The following is a 14,652-nucleotide window of genomic DNA, read 5'->3' as shown; positions in this document are numbered from 1 at the left end:
TTAAGCTAACTAATTAGGCAGCCAATAAAGTCCACCTAAACCAGTATTTCTTCCTGCATGCGCTTAAAATGCAATTCTTCTTTTTTCATAAAATTAACTACCTTAAAAACATTTTCCACCGAAAAATAAATAAATGAATTTAAGGTAGCTTCACGCATTGCGTGTTGAATTGCTTCAATTTCATCAGAAATTATAGTCACTGGCGGATTTAATTTTGATTGATTTATTCCCTTCAATAACAGTTCGGTCATTTGCTTTTTTGTGCGGCCGCGGCCATCTTCATCATGACGAATAATAATTTCATCAAACATAAACGCGGAATGATAACCTAGTTTTATGATATCTTCATCACGTCTATCACCAGGGGCAGTAATAATTCCTACCTTTTTGTCACAATAGACTGTACTTAAATATTTTTTAAGCTCTACAAAAGCACCTTCATTATGAGCATAATCAACCATCACCTGGTAATCAGTAAAATCAAATAAATTCATCCTGCCAGGGATATTTTCTACTGTCAGATAGAAGTTAGACAATGCTTTTTGCATAAATTCCAAAGGAAATTTACAAATGTAGCCCGTTAAGACAGCTGGAAGCAAATTTTGAATCATACAAGTAGCTGTACCTTTTAGAGTCAGCGGTAAATCTGGCACTTTAACCAACTCATATTGTTTGGAGCCTTCGCTGATGACAATAAAATCTTTTTCGATAAAGGCTGCCAAGCCACCTGCTGCACAATGCTGTTCTATAAAGGGACTTTTATAACGACTAAATAAGGCAATGTGGCAACAAAGTTCATCCTTTAATTCATAAACCAATTTGTCGTCTGCATTCAGGATGGCATAACCTTCTTTAATGGTGCTGCGGGCCACAACACTTTTAACTCGAGCCAACTCTTCAAGTGAGTGAATATCATTCAATCCCAAATGATCGCTGGATATATTAGTGATAATACTGATTGTACTCTGGTCAAACCCTAATCCCGAACGAAGCACTCCTCCTCGAGCACACTCCAGTACCGCAAAATTGACGTTTGGATCTTGCAGGACAACACGGGCGCTATCAGGACCACTGCAGTCTCCTTCATAAACGAGTTCATTATCTAAATAAATACCCTCTGTAGTGGTATATCCTACATGAAAATGCGCCTGTTTGGCTAAATGAGCAATCAGCCTTACTACAGTCGTTTTTCCATTGGTTCCAGTAACGGCTACCAGAGGGATTCTAGATTGGGTACCTGGCGGGAATAACATATTGACAATAGGTTCCGCCACATTTCGCGGTTTTCCCTGAGTGGGGACTAAATGCATCCTTAGACCAGGGGAGGCATTTATCTCAATGATAGCGCCATTACTCTCATTCAATTCACGGTGTATATCTTTGGCAATCACGTCAATACCGCAGATATCCAATTTAAAGAGCCTTGCAACTCGCTCTATTAAATGTTTGGTTTTAAGAGGGATTTCATCCGTCACATCAGTTGCTGTACCACCAGAACTTATATTGGCTGCTTCTTTTAAATACACAGTTTGCTGATTTTCCAGGACAGACTCTAAGGTCAGCTTTCTCTCTTCTAAAATAGTCAGCGTCGATTCATCAAGTGTTATTTTCGTTAAAAAATTTTCGTGACCCTCACCACGCAAGGGGTCACTATTGACCCTGTCAATTAACTGCTGAATCGTATGGACGCCATCACCAACAATCATTGCCGGTGTTCTTGCAGCGACAGCCTCTAGTTTGTAATTAATCACTAAGAAGCGGTAATCTGTCCCTTTAATATACTGTTCAACAATGACCTTATCTGAAATCTCTTTGGCAAGATTAAAAGCTAGTATAGCTTTCTCATAGGTATTGATATTAACAGTAACCCCTCTTCCATGATTAGCATTAAAAGGCTTAATCACCACGGGAAATTTTAATTTTTCAAGAACTTCTTGTAATTCTTCTTTATTACTTAAGGGATAACCATGAGGAACAGGAATAAAATTGGATGCCAGTATTCGTTTAGTCAGCTCTTTATTAGCTGCTATATCTACGCCAATCGAACTCGTCTGGGAGGTGATTGTTGCCCAGATTTTTTTTTGATGATGACCGTGCCCTAAAATAATTAAGGACTCATTGTCATATTGAAAATAGGGAATATTTCTTTTTTTGGCTTCAGTCAAAATTGCCTGCGTACTAGGACCTAATTGTTCTTGTGCAACAATTTCTTTTAATGCCATTAAATCATTTTTCAGGGAAAAATAATCTTTTTCCTGAGCCAATGTTTGGGCAATTTTTACTGCTGCCTCGGCAGCATACAAGCCTGCTTTTTCAAATTCATAAGCAAAAATAACATTATAAACACCCTCTTCGTGGGCGCTATAAGTTCTGCCAAAACCACATTTCATTCCTGCGAGCCATTGCAACTCCAAAGCAATATGTTCTATTACATGGCCTAACCAAGTGCCGTGCTCCAAACGTCTGAAAAATCCACCTTCTACACCGGGCGAGCAATAATGGTTATAAAGACTGGGAATAAGCTTTTTAAGACGGTCGGTAAAACCAGGAAGTAAATTCGTTGGAAAATCCTCATAGTTTTCCAGGTCTAACTTCATAACAATTAATTTTTTCCTATTGTTTGACCAATAGTTAGGCCCTTTCAAAACTTCCATTTTAAGTATTTTCATTCTAAAGTATTCCCTTACCTTATTTTTATCTGTGATTTTGAAATTAGTTCAGTGTTTGCAAATTAGCAAGTTTATTCGACAATCGCCTCTTTAAGTTTTTCTGCGAAAGGACAAGAATATTCTGTTTCAACTGCTTGTTCACCTCTTGCATCGGTGAAATCAGCAGCATCGATTAAAGGATTAACGGAGCCAGAATAAGCACAATCACGCGCTCTGATTTGCTTGCATAAGTGAGAATAAATATCCTCATGTTGTAACTTTTCAAATTGCTTTTGCAGATTAAAAATGAGAACTGGTCTGGCAAAATATCGGGCACGCCGCGAACTTCCAGGATGCATGCCCACGATAAAAAAAGCTTCCTCGCCAAAATAAAAATTAAATTTAGTAGTTAAGTAAGCCGTATCAACCGAAGCATTGCACCCACTCACTTTAGCATCCAAATAATGCAACTGAAGTAAGCGCGTCCATAACAATCGCTCAAACATAACTTCTGTCATTAACGTTGGCGCGTTAAAAATTACCACCAGGGTTTGCAGTGATTCAGAATTAATACGCCAGTCATGAATGAATTGATAGATGTGGTATAAAATAGTTAAATCGCACTTGGAAGAACGCAGATCATCTGCCATGATAAAATTTAACAATTCTCCTTTTGCAGCAGCCTTGGCCCCAATACAAGGATAATTCGGCTCGGCAAGTAATGCTTTGAATTGTTCAATAATGTTCTTCATTGTTCTCTTGTGAATAGAAATCCATTTTGCGATTCAAGCTTTAAACTTTATAAACTTTTTGAAGTGAAAAAAATTAAGAAAAACCTTTAGAGGTATTAGTAAAACCTTGAATAAGATTCCTATTATTGCCTAGGGTTATTGCTTTTTATAGCAAATAAATTAACGGACAAACTTTGCACTTTCCGTAGTTAAATTCTCAGCTGTACTTAATAGGTATTACACAAGTAAACCATGCACCTTCACCAGAGTATGATTGTACTACTAACTTACCGCCATGGTTTTTTATAATATTACGGCAAATGGCTAAACCTAAACCAGTTCCATGAGGCTTGGTCGTGAAATGCGAATTAAGAATTTTACTGCGAATGTTTTTAGGAATACCTGGTCCATTATCACGAAAATGAATCATTAAATTATGATTCTCTAGAGCAGTTTCAATGGTGATTTCTGGTTGTTTTTGTTCAGGAGTAAACGCTTCTATGCTATTACGACCTAAATTTAGAAAGACCTGCATTAACTTTAATCTATCAACCATTATTAACGGCAAATGCTCTGCTAATTTGTAATGAATTGAAAGCTTACTGATGGTTGGCTCATAGTACAATAGAGAAACAGCTTTTTGAATGAGGCGATTAATATCTGTTTCTTCAAGATATAAGGAGTCCTCACAAATAAAACCTTTCATCCGCTGTATAATTTCTCCAGCATACGACGCCTGAAGGGTAATTTGCTCCAGCGGAAAAACAAGTTCTTTACTTACGTCTGCCAGCCTTAAAAGGCAGCTATAACTATAAGCCTGGATGACAGCCAAAGGCTGATTAATTTCATGAGCAATAACAGAAACCAACTCCCCTGCAACTGCAGTTCTTGCCCTATGTTCAATCTTTGCTTGCTGTTTTCGCTCCTTAACAGCTTGCAATTTAGCAGCGCTTTCATCGCGAATACAAATTACCAGCTCGCGTCTTTCATTATTAGCAGGAAGAGCATCAATAAATAATTCATAGTAATAATAAGCTTCCCAACAATCGCTCTCGCTCTCAATAACTATTGAATTCTTTTTCCCTTCAAGACTTTGCTCACAAGCGGATAAAATTTTAGTTTTAAGTTCGGGAAAATCAACAAGTAACATGTTAAGGTTAAGACCAGGCTTTGGTTTGGCAGCAAAAATAGTAGAGGCAATATTGACAAAGGAATGATTTATTAATCTAAACTGAAGTTCACTATCAAGAATAGCAATAGCATCTTCACATTCTTGAAATAAGTAATTTAATAACTCATAGGACCTGGTCAATTCAAAAATTTTTAACTGAGATTCCTTCATGTCTGTTTGCGGAGTTACTACTAAATGAATACGATGTTTTCTAGTGATACTGGCCTCAATATGGAGCGGCTCCAGTTTACCTGCTAACATCATCTCTAAATCAAATTCCCGCTTCATTGGTTTTTCAAAAATAGTAGCAAGATTTTCTGTGAATTTTTTTGCCTCTTTCGGCGATAGAAAATTTAGAAAAGAATCATGCACTAGACTGTTTATGCTGCATTTGAATAGTGCCGCAGCCTGATAATTGGCATCTTTTATAATAAAGTCTCTGTTAAGCGTGAAATAGCAAGCTGAATTAAATTTATAGAGCTCCGTACATTGATTTTTTGTTTCAAGTAATTCGGAGACAAGGCGCCCCAGCTCACGAGCTTGTTTATCAATTATAATTTCCTGAGCTTTTACTTTTTTTCTTAAATGAATAAGTTCATTCTCTAATAGCAAATCCCAATTAGCTGCTAACATAACATCCCTCTGCAATTCGATTAATCGAGACTCAGTTTAATTAAAAATTGGATTACTAAACGTTAATAAATGCATAATAGTAACTATTGTTATGCACTTACAGTGACTTTCTTTCAGGTAATTCATCTTGCTTGTGTATCACCTTTTTCACTTAATTAATATAAAAATTTTTCAATGGCCTTCTGACCATTGCAAACTTTAATTGATCCCTAGAAGGCTCAGTATATCTTTATTCTTCAATTAAAACTTATGAATCTTTTATACGGTAATACGATGCGCTATTAAACTCTTACTGGAGTAAACAATGAAATCATTCCCTAAGTAATCGTTTTAGGTTATTCTGAAGTTAGTAGTTTTTAGCGATGTTTTACTAATGTCATTATGAATCAAAATCATCCCAAGGTAATTATTATTGACGACGATAAAACCATCACCGATTCCCTTCGCTGGCTGTGCGAGTCAATTTCTTTGCCAGTAAAAACTTACGGTTGCACTAAAAGTTATCTTGCCCATCATGATGTCAATGAACGCGGTTGTCTAATTGTCGATGTACGCATGCCTTTCATGAGTGGATTAGAATTAATTGAACATCTTAATACGCAAAAAAGTTCTCTTGCAACGATTGTTATGACTGCTTATGGTGATATTCCTATGGCAGTTAGAGCGATGAAAGCAGGCGCAGTGGATTTTGTACAAAAACCGTTTAATGCACAAGCTCTTCTGGAAACCGTCCAAAAATGTTTAAATAAGGTACAGGATGCTAAGCGCACCAATTTTTCTGAACGATTTAATGAGCTAACCAAACGTGAAAGGCAAGTACTGGATTTAATTTTAGAAGGCAAACTAAATAAGGAAATAGCTTATGAACTTTCCATTGCCATTTCCACTGTCGAAGCACACAGGGCAAAGATAATGCAGAAAATGCATGTTAAAACACTAGGCCAGTTAATGCGCTTTTGTTTTAACAATTAATATTTTGCGGTGGCATCACTGGCTGGAAAAGTATCTTCTACAGTTTTATCTAATCTTTTCTCTTTTGCTTTGCGTTTGGCTTTTGTCGCCTCTATTTTCTTATCCATTTCAGTGGGTATTTTTCCTTTTTGCGTTAACAACTCCTTATTCATCTTCTCTTTCCTCCTTTTCTCATTAGCTATTTACAATGATTCCTCCATTCGGATGCAATACTTGCCCTGTCATATAGGATGAGTCAGCAGATGCTAAAAAAACGAAAGCTGGCGCGATTTCTGAAGGCTGCCCAGCCCGATTCATCGGTGCTTGCGAGCCAAACTCAGCCACCTCTTCAGCAGTAAAACTCGCAGGAATCAAGGGAGTCCATACCGGTCCTGGAGCCACTGCATTTACGCGAATTCCTCTAGCAATTAAATTCTGCGAAAGCGATCGGGTTAAGGCAATAATTGCTCCTTTTGTCGCTGAATAATCGATAAGATGGTCACTCCCTTTATAGGCCGTGACTGAAGTAGTATTAATAATAACACTCCCTCTTTTTAAATGAGGGAGCAGTGATTTGATCATGTAGAAATAAGAAAAAAAATTTGTTTTAAACGTTTCTTCAAGTTGTTTACAACTAATCTCCTCAATCGCATCTTTAGGATGCTGTTCTGCAATGTTATTCACCAGAATATCTATCTGTGGTGCAAGATTTAAAGCCTTATTCACTAATGCTTCACAGGCCTCATAAGTTTGCAAGTTTGCTGATAAAAGCCAGCAGCGACTTCCTGTTCCTTCAACAAATTGTTTGGTTTCTTCGGCATCTTCGTGTTCATTAAGATAGTGAATAATCACATCAGCCCCTTCCATGGCGAAGGCGCAAGCCACAGCACGCCCAATGCCACTATCTCCACCTGTAATCAGGGCTACCTTGCCAGCTAATTTATTACTGCCTTGATAGTGAGGAGATACATATTGTGGCTTGGGGTGCATGCGTGCTTCAATACCGGGCTGCTGATTTTGGTGCTGCGGTGGTTGTTGTTTTCCATTTGCCATAACTCCCCCTCAGCAGGGAGTTGTTGATTCCCTGCTAGCTCTTATTAGACGCTAAATACATTCGCGCTTAATGTCTTGCCCGATTGGGAAGAGCACCATAATATTTATGAATTGAAGCGCCCCAAGTCGGATTTGACATATCAGGCCAATGATCTTTATCGAAGCCTGGAGAGTTTTTTAAGGTTTCTTTATCAACAGCAATAACGAAACAGTCTTGTTTCTCGTCATAGGAAAATATACTCCAGGGCATGGCAAATAATTTATCGCCCATCCCCAGAAAACCTCCAAAAGACAAGACTACATAAGATACACAGCCTTCGATTTTATCCAGCATCAATGCTTCGATCTTACCCAGATCTTCACCCTGTAAATTTTTAACTTTTACACCGATGACATCATCGGCATTTACAATTTGATGTGCCATTGTTCTGCCTCCTTTAATTTATTCCATTAATAGCCAGTTGTTTGAGCTGCATCATTCGTTGTAGCATTATCATTCATCGTATTGTTGTTATTGTCTACGGCATTAGCGGAAATTTGCATTTGATCATCCACTTTACTCACACCTTTGACCGATTTAACTACATTTAAAATCGCCTGCTTTTCTTGTGCTGAAGCAACTTGTCCTGACAAGAAAACCTGTCCGTTTTTAGTTTCAACACCCACTGTCCAGGAAGGCAAGTCTTTACCCATAATATCTGCTTGAATCAAAGCAGCTTTGACTTTGGCAGTTATCCAGCTATCCTGTAAAGGTGCTTTACTATCTTTAACAGTCAGATTATCCACATTAACATTGCCAATCCCTCGGGTTGATTCCACTAAGGTAACAACATTTTCGTAATCCGTATCAGAAGGTAATTGCCCGGATAGGTAAACAATCCCATTGGTCACCTTTATGCTTACCTTATCTTTATAAGCACCCAGTGAGGATTCAACAGCAGACAATAATGCATCATCACTTAAATGCATGGTAGTGCTTTGCGTGTTGTTGGACTTCATCCCTTCTGTCTGATTAGACTGAGGTGATTGAACAGCTGTAGCAGGATCAGTGCTTGGTGCCACTGTGGTATTATTAACATTTGCAAACGCAGCAAAAGCCAAACCACCGGACAATAATGCTGATGCAATTTTCAAGTGGATTAATTTGTCCATAACACAACCTCCCTCATCCTATTAATCTTCTATTTAATACCCATTTGTCATCTCTTAGAATTGTAGTTACGGCAATTCTAACTGCTTAAGTGACATCTACTTTCAGAGGTACTGCAACATCAGAATAATTGAAGAGTTGGTAGGGGCCATACAAGCTTTAAATGTTGACTAGGTCACTGACAATACAGCTGATCACTTAAGCAATCTTACCCCTGCTCACTCAATTAATCCTTTAATCAAATGACCTATTTTTAAGCATAGACGACAACTACTTATCCTGCAAAAAACCCTTATAAAGAAGCGCCTTCCTTGTCGGAACCTACTCTTTATATTTTGTCTTTTACAAAGATAATTTACACTACGTGATGAATTGATTGAGGAAACTCTAAAATGAATTTTTTGTTTGATATTAATACAAATCAGGCTCTTCTTTATGTGGTCATTCGTTCATTGTTGCTTTTTAGTGTTAGCATTTTTTTGATTCGCTATGGCAACCGCCGTTATAATTTAAACACTGCCTCCGATTACCTTTTATTGGTGATTTTTGGTGGTTTAATCAGCCGCGGGATCAATGGTCCAGCCAGTTTAATGTCAACGTTGATTGCAGTAATAAGCTTGGTAATTTTTCACCGTGCTATTGCTATGATCACCTACCGTTTTCCCTATCTTGAGTCATTCATTAAAGGGCACGCTCGTTTAATTGTGAAAGATGGACAACTTTTATGGCCTCAATTGCAAAAATACCATTTAACTCAGAATGATATTCTTGCAGAAATGCGTGTGCAATTAAATGTAGATGACATTAAAATGGTTTCCAGCGCTTATTTGGAGCCGACCGGTCGTATCTCTTTTATTGGAAAATAACTAAGTTTATTTTTCACTGCTGCTCTAGTTAAATCCTACTGATTTATTGATTTTAAAAGAAACTGCATGTCTTAATTATTGACAATAATAGCTAATATGATAAGTTTTAAAATGAGAGGTCAATTTTTTAATCAAACAGTTATCCATGGAAAGTAAATCATTTTTAAAGGGAGGTAAAACGACTTTCCAACTATCAAGAGTATTAACTGTATCAATTAAGGTACGTGGAGCTAGATATGGAAGTCTCAAAAGAAACTGTACAAGCAAGTTTTGAATTAAGACGAATTGCTGAGGAATTAGTAGGAATTAAACACGTCCTCTTTCAATTGGTGGGTATGTTACATCAAACAATGGAAGACAGTAATCAAGAGAAACCCTTAGAAGAACCACCTTTACCAGAACCAAATGAGCCCGGTCCAGCTAATCTTCCTGAATCAGAACCTGTTGAATTACCCGAAACAGAACCCGAATCATTACCTGATATAGAACCCATCAAAAAACCAGAACCTATACCAGATGATTCAACATCACACCTAAACTTTACGATTAAGCGTGCTTAACAAATCACGATGTATTTATTAGTAAATCAACTGTAGCCTTGATTACACAGTGCATCATTTAAGGCTACAGCAGCGCGTTCTAACACTTAAGACGTATTACCTCATGCCTATTTGGGATTTAATTGGTTTAAAAAAGCACAACCATCTAAGGTTCAGTTTTTTCAGGAATTAATATTGAAACCCACAATTTTATCCACAGAAATTGTGGATTCTAAAAATAGAGAGATTCTTAAGTAATATCATTAATAATCATACTGTTATTTTGGTATATGTCTTCTTTTTCGGCAAAATTTATTTTTAAGAACAACTTTATCCACAGATTTATTCTTGATTTAAGTAAGTCCGACGTTCATTCATGGTTTCTATGCTATTGATGACTGTTTGCAGGCAGATTTCATTCATGATTGGAAGGTCTTTTAAAGGAATCCCGGAATGGATGGCATAAGCGATGAATAAACTATCCTGCCATATTTTTTCATTTTTCCGCGCCTTAGATTTTACCCACAACGCTATCCATAAAAAATGAAATAACCACCTTTCTCGCTGAGGTTCTAATTCCTGGGCGAACACTGCATCCATTGCTTCTTCCATAGTACACACCTTAACACCTTCGATAATTGTACAGCAGCGATTTACTAATTTATCAATATGAGAATTTTCAATGTACCAGGACTCTGTAAAACGTTTGCTCTTTGGCCAGGATTTAGAACGCTTTAGTGATAATTGTAACGCTTCAGGTGTAAACGGCGTTATCTGTACGCATAATTGCTCAATTAAAGAGGAAACATCGATGAGGTGGGGAAGAAAATGTAACCCAAGAAGCTCCTGAATTTCCAGCAAATGTAAATCAGGCATTTCTTCACGTTGTACCATTAATGCTAAAAAATGACTAGTCATCATTAATAAATAAGAAGAGTCAATCTCTCGTAGAGTCACACTCTCATCAAAAGCTTCATGGTAATATTTAGGGATATCATCGGCCTGGATTGCTGGTGTGATCCAGGCATCTTTAATACCGTAATCATATTTGAATAACAAGCCACACAAATAATCTTTTCCCTGTTTTTTAACATGAATAAAAATACCTTGAGCTCCACTGCCATCTACTTCACTGGCTTTAATATGAATAACAGGACAAGGGGGTTCTGTATGAAATACGACACCGTTCTTGCGTTGCATTTTAATCCAATAATCAAATTGTCCATGATAAGAGGCGGGATACCAGTTTTTAATCGCTTGCAAACGCGAAAGAGAGACAGAGCTTAGGGTGACAGTCTTCATGATTTGATTAAATGTAGATATCGCTACATCCCGAACTTCTTTTTTGGGATGTAATAAGCTTAGCAAGGCAATATCATGCCCTTCTTCGATGCTGTATAAATCAAACAGTAAATCAACAAAGAAATCAGGTGGCATGGCATAGCTTTGTGCAAAAAAATTTTCTGCAATATCAAAGACAGAAAGATCTGACAGCTCTTCAATCATTTCGCGAATAGCATTTAAATGATCAATTTCTTCCTCTGGTGTTAACTCTTCTATTTGGCCAGCCAAATTCAGATAAGCCTGCTTTAACTCAGGAAGCAAATCCACATGGACTTCATAAAAAGCATTCAGTACGGGAAGCCAGAAACCTAAATTGTGATGGCTTTGATTAATGGCTTCAGCAATGAGGAGCATTAATTGATTTAAGGTCTTGGCGGCAAGTTTATTTCCATTCTCTTGAGCTGTGTGTAACTGTGCAACACAAATATCCAAAGCAAAAACACAAGCCGAATAATAGGCTTGCCCAGATTCCTCATCGTCTTCTATATCATCTATCAGTTGAATAAGATGCAGTGCTAAATTGGGTTGCTGGAGGAAGGATGAAAAATGCTGTGGATCTGGCTCTGCATTTTGCATAATCAATGCCGCCATATTTGCTATCCACTTTTTTAAGTTTTCAAATTCAGCCGTCATGCTCAGTCAGGTACCTTTCGCGGTTTACCTTCCTCATTAATTGCCACAAAAATAAACGTTCCTTCTGTAACTTTGTACCGGCCACCCGTAGTAGCTGGTTCCGCCCAAACCTCCACGTCAATGGTCATGGACGTTGTACCTCGTTTAATTAATTCCACATGACAACTTACAACATCACCAACATGCACTGGCTTTAGAAAAGTCATACTGTGAATAGCTACTGTCGCGACTCTGCCATGGGCTATCTTTTTAGCAAGAACACCTGCTGCCAAATCCATTTGCGATACCAGCCAGCCACCAAAAATATCACCATTGGCATTCGTATCTGCTGGCATGGCTAGAGTCTGAATGGTTAATTCCCCACGGGGTATAGTCATAGTTTAGGAGCCACGCTTTAATTTCGCCAAAGCATCTGCCATTGCCGTATTAAAAATTGTCTTCTTGGCTGTTTCCTGTTTTTTCTTAACCTCATGCTTGGTCGTTTTTTTCATAGGAGATGATCTTTTCGCCAAAGCTTGTTGAGGTTTGGCCATTTTTTTCTGAACTACCGGCGCTTTTTCCTCTTGCAATTTCATGCTTAAACCAATGCGGCGACGCTCCTTATCCACTTCAATTACCTTTACAGTAACAATATCACCTGCTTTTACAATGGCATGTGGATCGCTAATAAAACGGTCTGTCATAGCAGAGATATGCACTAAGCCATCTTGATGAACTCCAACGTCTACAAATGCACCAAAATTAGTCACATTAGAAACAACGCCTTCCAGAATCATCCCTTCTTCCAAATGACTAATATCCTCGATGCCTTCTTTAAAATTAGCTGTTTTGAATTCTGGACGAGGATCACGACCTGGTTTTTCCAATTCTCTTAATACATCTCGAATAGTAGGTAATCCGTACACATCATCAACATAACGTTCAGCATTCACACTTTGCAGTAAATCACGGTTACCAATTGCCTTACGGATATCAACCGCTTGATCGTTTAAAATTTTCTCTACCAAAGGGTAGGCCTCTGGGTGCACACAAGAAGCATCTAAAGGATTTTCCCCATTCATGATGCGTAAAAATCCAGCGGCTTGTTGAAAAGATTTCTCTCCCATCCTCGCAACATTTTTCAGCTGTTCGCGATTTTTAAAGGCACCGTGTTCATCCCTGTACTGGACCAGATTTTTAGCCAGGGTTTCGTTTAATCCGGAGACACGGGTCAGTAAGGCCACGGAGGCGGTATTTACATCAACTCCCACCGCATTCACACAATCCTCCACAACACCATCCAAAGAGCGTGCCAGACGTGTTTGGTTAACATCATGCTGATACTGCCCGACCCCAATTGATTTGGGCTCAATTTTAACTAACTCCGCCAAAGGATCTTGTAAACGTCTGGCAATCGAAACAGCGCCGCGCAAAGAGACATCCAAATCAGGAAATTCACTGGCTGCCAATTCAGAGGCCGAATAAACAGAGGCGCCTGCTTCATTCACCACAATTTTGGTTAATTTCAGATCGGGGTACATCTTTATCATGTCAGCAACCAAACGCTCCGTTTCACGAGAGCCTGTACCATTACCAATACTAATTAAACTCACATTATATTTGGCTGCTAATTTAGCCAGCTCTGCAAGAGCTTGATGCCATTCATTGTGTGGTGCGAGAGGAAAAATAGTCGTGTAATCGAGTAATTTTCCAGTTGCATCCACCACAACAACCTTGACACCTGTCCGAATGCCAGGATCAAGGCCGATAGTCACTCGATGACCTGCAGGTGCTGCCAGTAATAAATCACGCAGATTTTTGGCGAAAACATGAATTGCTTCTTCATCCGCCATTTCGCGTAAACGTGTAAAAAGCTCCAATTCAAGTTTGGTAAACAATTTTACCTTCCAGGTCATACGCACGGTATCCAGTAACCAAGAATCAGCGGCGCGTTGTTGATTACTAATATTAAAATAAGACGCAACACGTTTTTCGCCGTAGTCAGCATCGGGAAGCATTAGACTTAACTGCAAAACAGACTCACGACGTCCACGAAATAGAGCCAAGGCGCGGTGCGAAGGGATTTTTTTAATTGATTCTTCATACTGGAAATAATCGGAGAATTTACTTCCTACTGCCTTTTTATCGCTGATAACCGCTGATTTTAATACAGCATGCTGCCATAAGTATTCACGTAATTCGTTAATCAGTTCAGCATCTTCAGCAAACTTCTCCATAAGGATTTGACTGGCCCCTTCAAGAGCAGCTTTTACATCCATCACACCGGCTTCAGGATTAATAAATTCTTGTGCTGTTGCCTCCGGAGTTAAAGCGGGATTTTGCCATAATGTCAAAGCCAAAGGCTCCAGGCCAGCTTCTTTAGCCAATTGCGCTTTCGTGCGGCGTTTCGGCCTGTAAGGTAGATATAAATCCTCAAGTCGTGTTTTGGTGTCCGCAGCAAGAATAGCCTTTTCAAGTTCAGGCGTTAATTTCTCCTGTTCACGAATTGATGCCAAAACGACAGCGCGTCGCTCATTTAATTCACGAATATAAAACAAGCGCTCCGCTAACAGTCGCAATTGGGTATCATCAAGTCCTTCGGTGGCTTCTTTACGGTACCGTGCGATAAATGGAACTGTTGCTCCATCATCCAGCAAACGAATAGCTGTTTCCACTTGCGAAACTTTAACCTTAAGCTCTTCTGCAATAATGGCCGCTGCCGCCAATATTTCTTGAGTCATTTACATCCCCGCAACACATGTAAAAAAAACGCAACCATTATATACTGATTATCCTTCATTTGGCGAACCTTTCAGTGGCTTTAATTTGTCTTACGTCCCTTAGAGCATCGACCTGCTCAACTTTATAAATTATTTCTTCTTTACTTTTACCCGAACACCCGCATCCTCAGATGGAAAAGTTAGTCCTGGTGCACGAACTGAGGAAAAATTTCG

The 14,652-nt window shown here is 38.6% G+C and carries 13 protein-coding genes; 3 read left to right on the top strand and 10 right to left on the bottom strand.

Going from position 1 to position 14,652, the window contains the following annotated elements:
- Positions 1-35 precede the first annotated feature (35 nt).
- The 3 genes from cphA to clem_RS01065 all read right to left on the bottom strand — a co-directional run bounded on the left by cphA (position 36) and on the right by clem_RS01065 (position 5,183).
- Entirely contained in the window at positions 36-2,669 is a 2,634-nt protein-coding gene (cphA, locus tag clem_RS01075; RefSeq protein WP_094089916.1) for a cyanophycin synthetase, read from the bottom strand.
- Positions 2,670-2,740: 71 nt separating this feature from the next.
- Positions 2,741-3,400, bottom strand: coding sequence for a guanitoxin biosynthesis heme-dependent pre-guanitoxin N-hydroxylase GntA (gene gntA / locus clem_RS01070; RefSeq protein WP_094089915.1), 660 nt, complete (start codon positions 3,398-3,400; stop codon positions 2,741-2,743).
- A gap of 196 nt (positions 3,401-3,596) precedes the next feature.
- Positions 3,597-5,183 carry a sensor histidine kinase gene (locus clem_RS01065; protein ID WP_094089914.1) on the bottom strand — a complete coding sequence of 529 codons (1,587 nt, stop codon included), beginning with the start codon at positions 5,181-5,183 and terminating at the stop codon, positions 3,597-3,599.
- A gap of 381 nt (positions 5,184-5,564) precedes the next feature.
- On the opposite strand from clem_RS01065, the gene clem_RS01060 reads away from it, so the two are divergent.
- Positions 5,565-6,155, top strand: a complete 591-nt coding sequence (locus tag clem_RS01060; protein WP_094089913.1) for a response regulator transcription factor — start codon at positions 5,565-5,567, stop codon at positions 6,153-6,155.
- Here the strand turns inward: clem_RS01060 and clem_RS14690 are convergent.
- The 4 genes from clem_RS14690 to clem_RS01045 form a co-directional block, all read right to left on the bottom strand.
- Positions 6,152-6,307: a hypothetical protein gene (locus tag clem_RS14690; RefSeq protein ID WP_157698138.1), complete on the bottom strand. Its 156-nt coding sequence runs from the start codon at positions 6,305-6,307 to the stop codon at positions 6,152-6,154. The genes clem_RS01060 and clem_RS14690 overlap by 4 nt on opposite strands.
- 22 nt (positions 6,308-6,329) lie before the next feature.
- Positions 6,330-7,187, bottom strand: a complete 858-nt coding sequence (locus tag clem_RS01055) for an SDR family oxidoreductase (protein WP_094089912.1) — start codon at positions 7,185-7,187, stop codon at positions 6,330-6,332.
- A 67-nt stretch (positions 7,188-7,254) separates the two neighbouring features.
- A complete protein-coding gene (locus clem_RS01050; protein WP_094089911.1) occupies positions 7,255-7,611 on the bottom strand; it encodes a PRC-barrel domain-containing protein in 357 nt (118 codons plus the stop codon).
- A 26-nt stretch (positions 7,612-7,637) separates the two neighbouring features.
- Positions 7,638-8,339 carry a BON domain-containing protein gene (locus clem_RS01045; RefSeq protein WP_094089910.1) on the bottom strand — a complete coding sequence of 234 codons (702 nt, stop codon included), beginning with the start codon at positions 8,337-8,339 and terminating at the stop codon, positions 7,638-7,640.
- A 390-nt stretch (positions 8,340-8,729) separates the two neighbouring features.
- Between clem_RS01045 and clem_RS01040 the strand changes: the two genes are divergently transcribed.
- Both clem_RS01040 and clem_RS01035 read left to right on the top strand, forming a co-directional pair.
- Positions 8,730-9,203: a DUF421 domain-containing protein gene (locus clem_RS01040; protein ID WP_094089909.1), complete on the top strand. Its 474-nt coding sequence runs from the start codon at positions 8,730-8,732 to the stop codon at positions 9,201-9,203.
- Positions 9,204-9,439: 236 nt separating this feature from the next.
- A complete protein-coding gene (locus clem_RS01035; RefSeq protein WP_094089908.1) occupies positions 9,440-9,763 on the top strand; it encodes a hypothetical protein in 324 nt (107 codons plus the stop codon).
- A gap of 321 nt (positions 9,764-10,084) precedes the next feature.
- Here clem_RS01035 and clem_RS01030 read toward each other — a convergent pair whose 3' ends face one another.
- The 3 genes from clem_RS01030 to clem_RS01020 are packed head-to-tail and all read right to left on the bottom strand — an operon-like array spanning position 10,085 to position 14,439.
- Positions 10,085-11,719 (bottom strand): exonuclease SbcCD subunit D C-terminal domain-containing protein, encoded by a 1,635-nt coding sequence (locus clem_RS01030; protein ID WP_094089907.1) that lies wholly within the window; start codon positions 11,717-11,719, stop codon positions 10,085-10,087.
- Between the two features lie 2 nt (positions 11,720-11,721).
- A complete protein-coding gene (yciA, locus tag clem_RS01025; protein WP_094089906.1) occupies positions 11,722-12,096 on the bottom strand; it encodes an acyl-CoA thioester hydrolase YciA in 375 nt (124 codons plus the stop codon).
- Positions 12,097-12,099: 3 nt separating this feature from the next.
- Complete coding sequence (locus clem_RS01020; protein ID WP_094089905.1) at positions 12,100-14,439, bottom strand: Tex family protein; 2,340 nt, start codon at positions 14,437-14,439, stop codon at positions 12,100-12,102.
- Between the last annotated feature and the right edge of the window lie 213 nt (positions 14,440-14,652).

Source organism: Legionella clemsonensis, assembly GCF_002240035.1.
Lineage (GTDB): Bacteria > Pseudomonadota > Gammaproteobacteria > Legionellales > Legionellaceae > Tatlockia > Tatlockia clemsonensis.
This window is presented reverse-complemented; position numbering and strand designations above follow the sequence as displayed.

Excerpts from the sequence above, each read along its gene's own strand:
- clem_RS01040 (WP_094089909.1), top strand. The coding sequence starts at position 8,730 with ATGAATTTTTTGTTTGATATTAATACAAATCAGGCTCTTCTTTATGTG.
- clem_RS01035 (WP_094089908.1), top strand. The coding sequence starts at position 9,440 with ATGGAAGTCTCAAAAGAAACTGTACAAGCAAGTTTTGAATTAAGACGA.
- cphA (WP_094089916.1), bottom strand. The coding sequence starts at position 2,669 with ATGAAAATACTTAAAATGGAAGTTTTGAAAGGGCCTAACTATTGGTCA.
- clem_RS01020 (WP_094089905.1), bottom strand. The coding sequence starts at position 14,439 with ATGACTCAAGAAATATTGGCGGCAGCGGCCATTATTGCAGAAGAGCTT.
- clem_RS01030 (WP_094089907.1), bottom strand. The coding sequence starts at position 11,719 with ATGACGGCTGAATTTGAAAACTTAAAAAAGTGGATAGCAAATATGGCG.
- clem_RS01045 (WP_094089910.1), bottom strand. The coding sequence starts at position 8,339 with ATGGACAAATTAATCCACTTGAAAATTGCATCAGCATTATTGTCCGGT.
- clem_RS01060 (WP_094089913.1), top strand. The coding sequence starts at position 5,565 with ATGAATCAAAATCATCCCAAGGTAATTATTATTGACGACGATAAAACC.
- gntA (WP_094089915.1), bottom strand. The coding sequence starts at position 3,400 with ATGAAGAACATTATTGAACAATTCAAAGCATTACTTGCCGAGCCGAAT.
- yciA (WP_094089906.1), bottom strand. The coding sequence starts at position 12,096 with ATGACTATACCCCGTGGGGAATTAACCATTCAGACTCTAGCCATGCCA.
- clem_RS01050 (WP_094089911.1), bottom strand. The coding sequence starts at position 7,611 with ATGGCACATCAAATTGTAAATGCCGATGATGTCATCGGTGTAAAAGTT.
- clem_RS01055 (WP_094089912.1), bottom strand. The coding sequence starts at position 7,187 with ATGGCAAATGGAAAACAACAACCACCGCAGCACCAAAATCAGCAGCCC.
- clem_RS14690 (WP_157698138.1), bottom strand. The coding sequence starts at position 6,307 with ATGAATAAGGAGTTGTTAACGCAAAAAGGAAAAATACCCACTGAAATG.
- clem_RS01065 (WP_094089914.1), bottom strand. The coding sequence starts at position 5,183 with ATGTTAGCAGCTAATTGGGATTTGCTATTAGAGAATGAACTTATTCAT.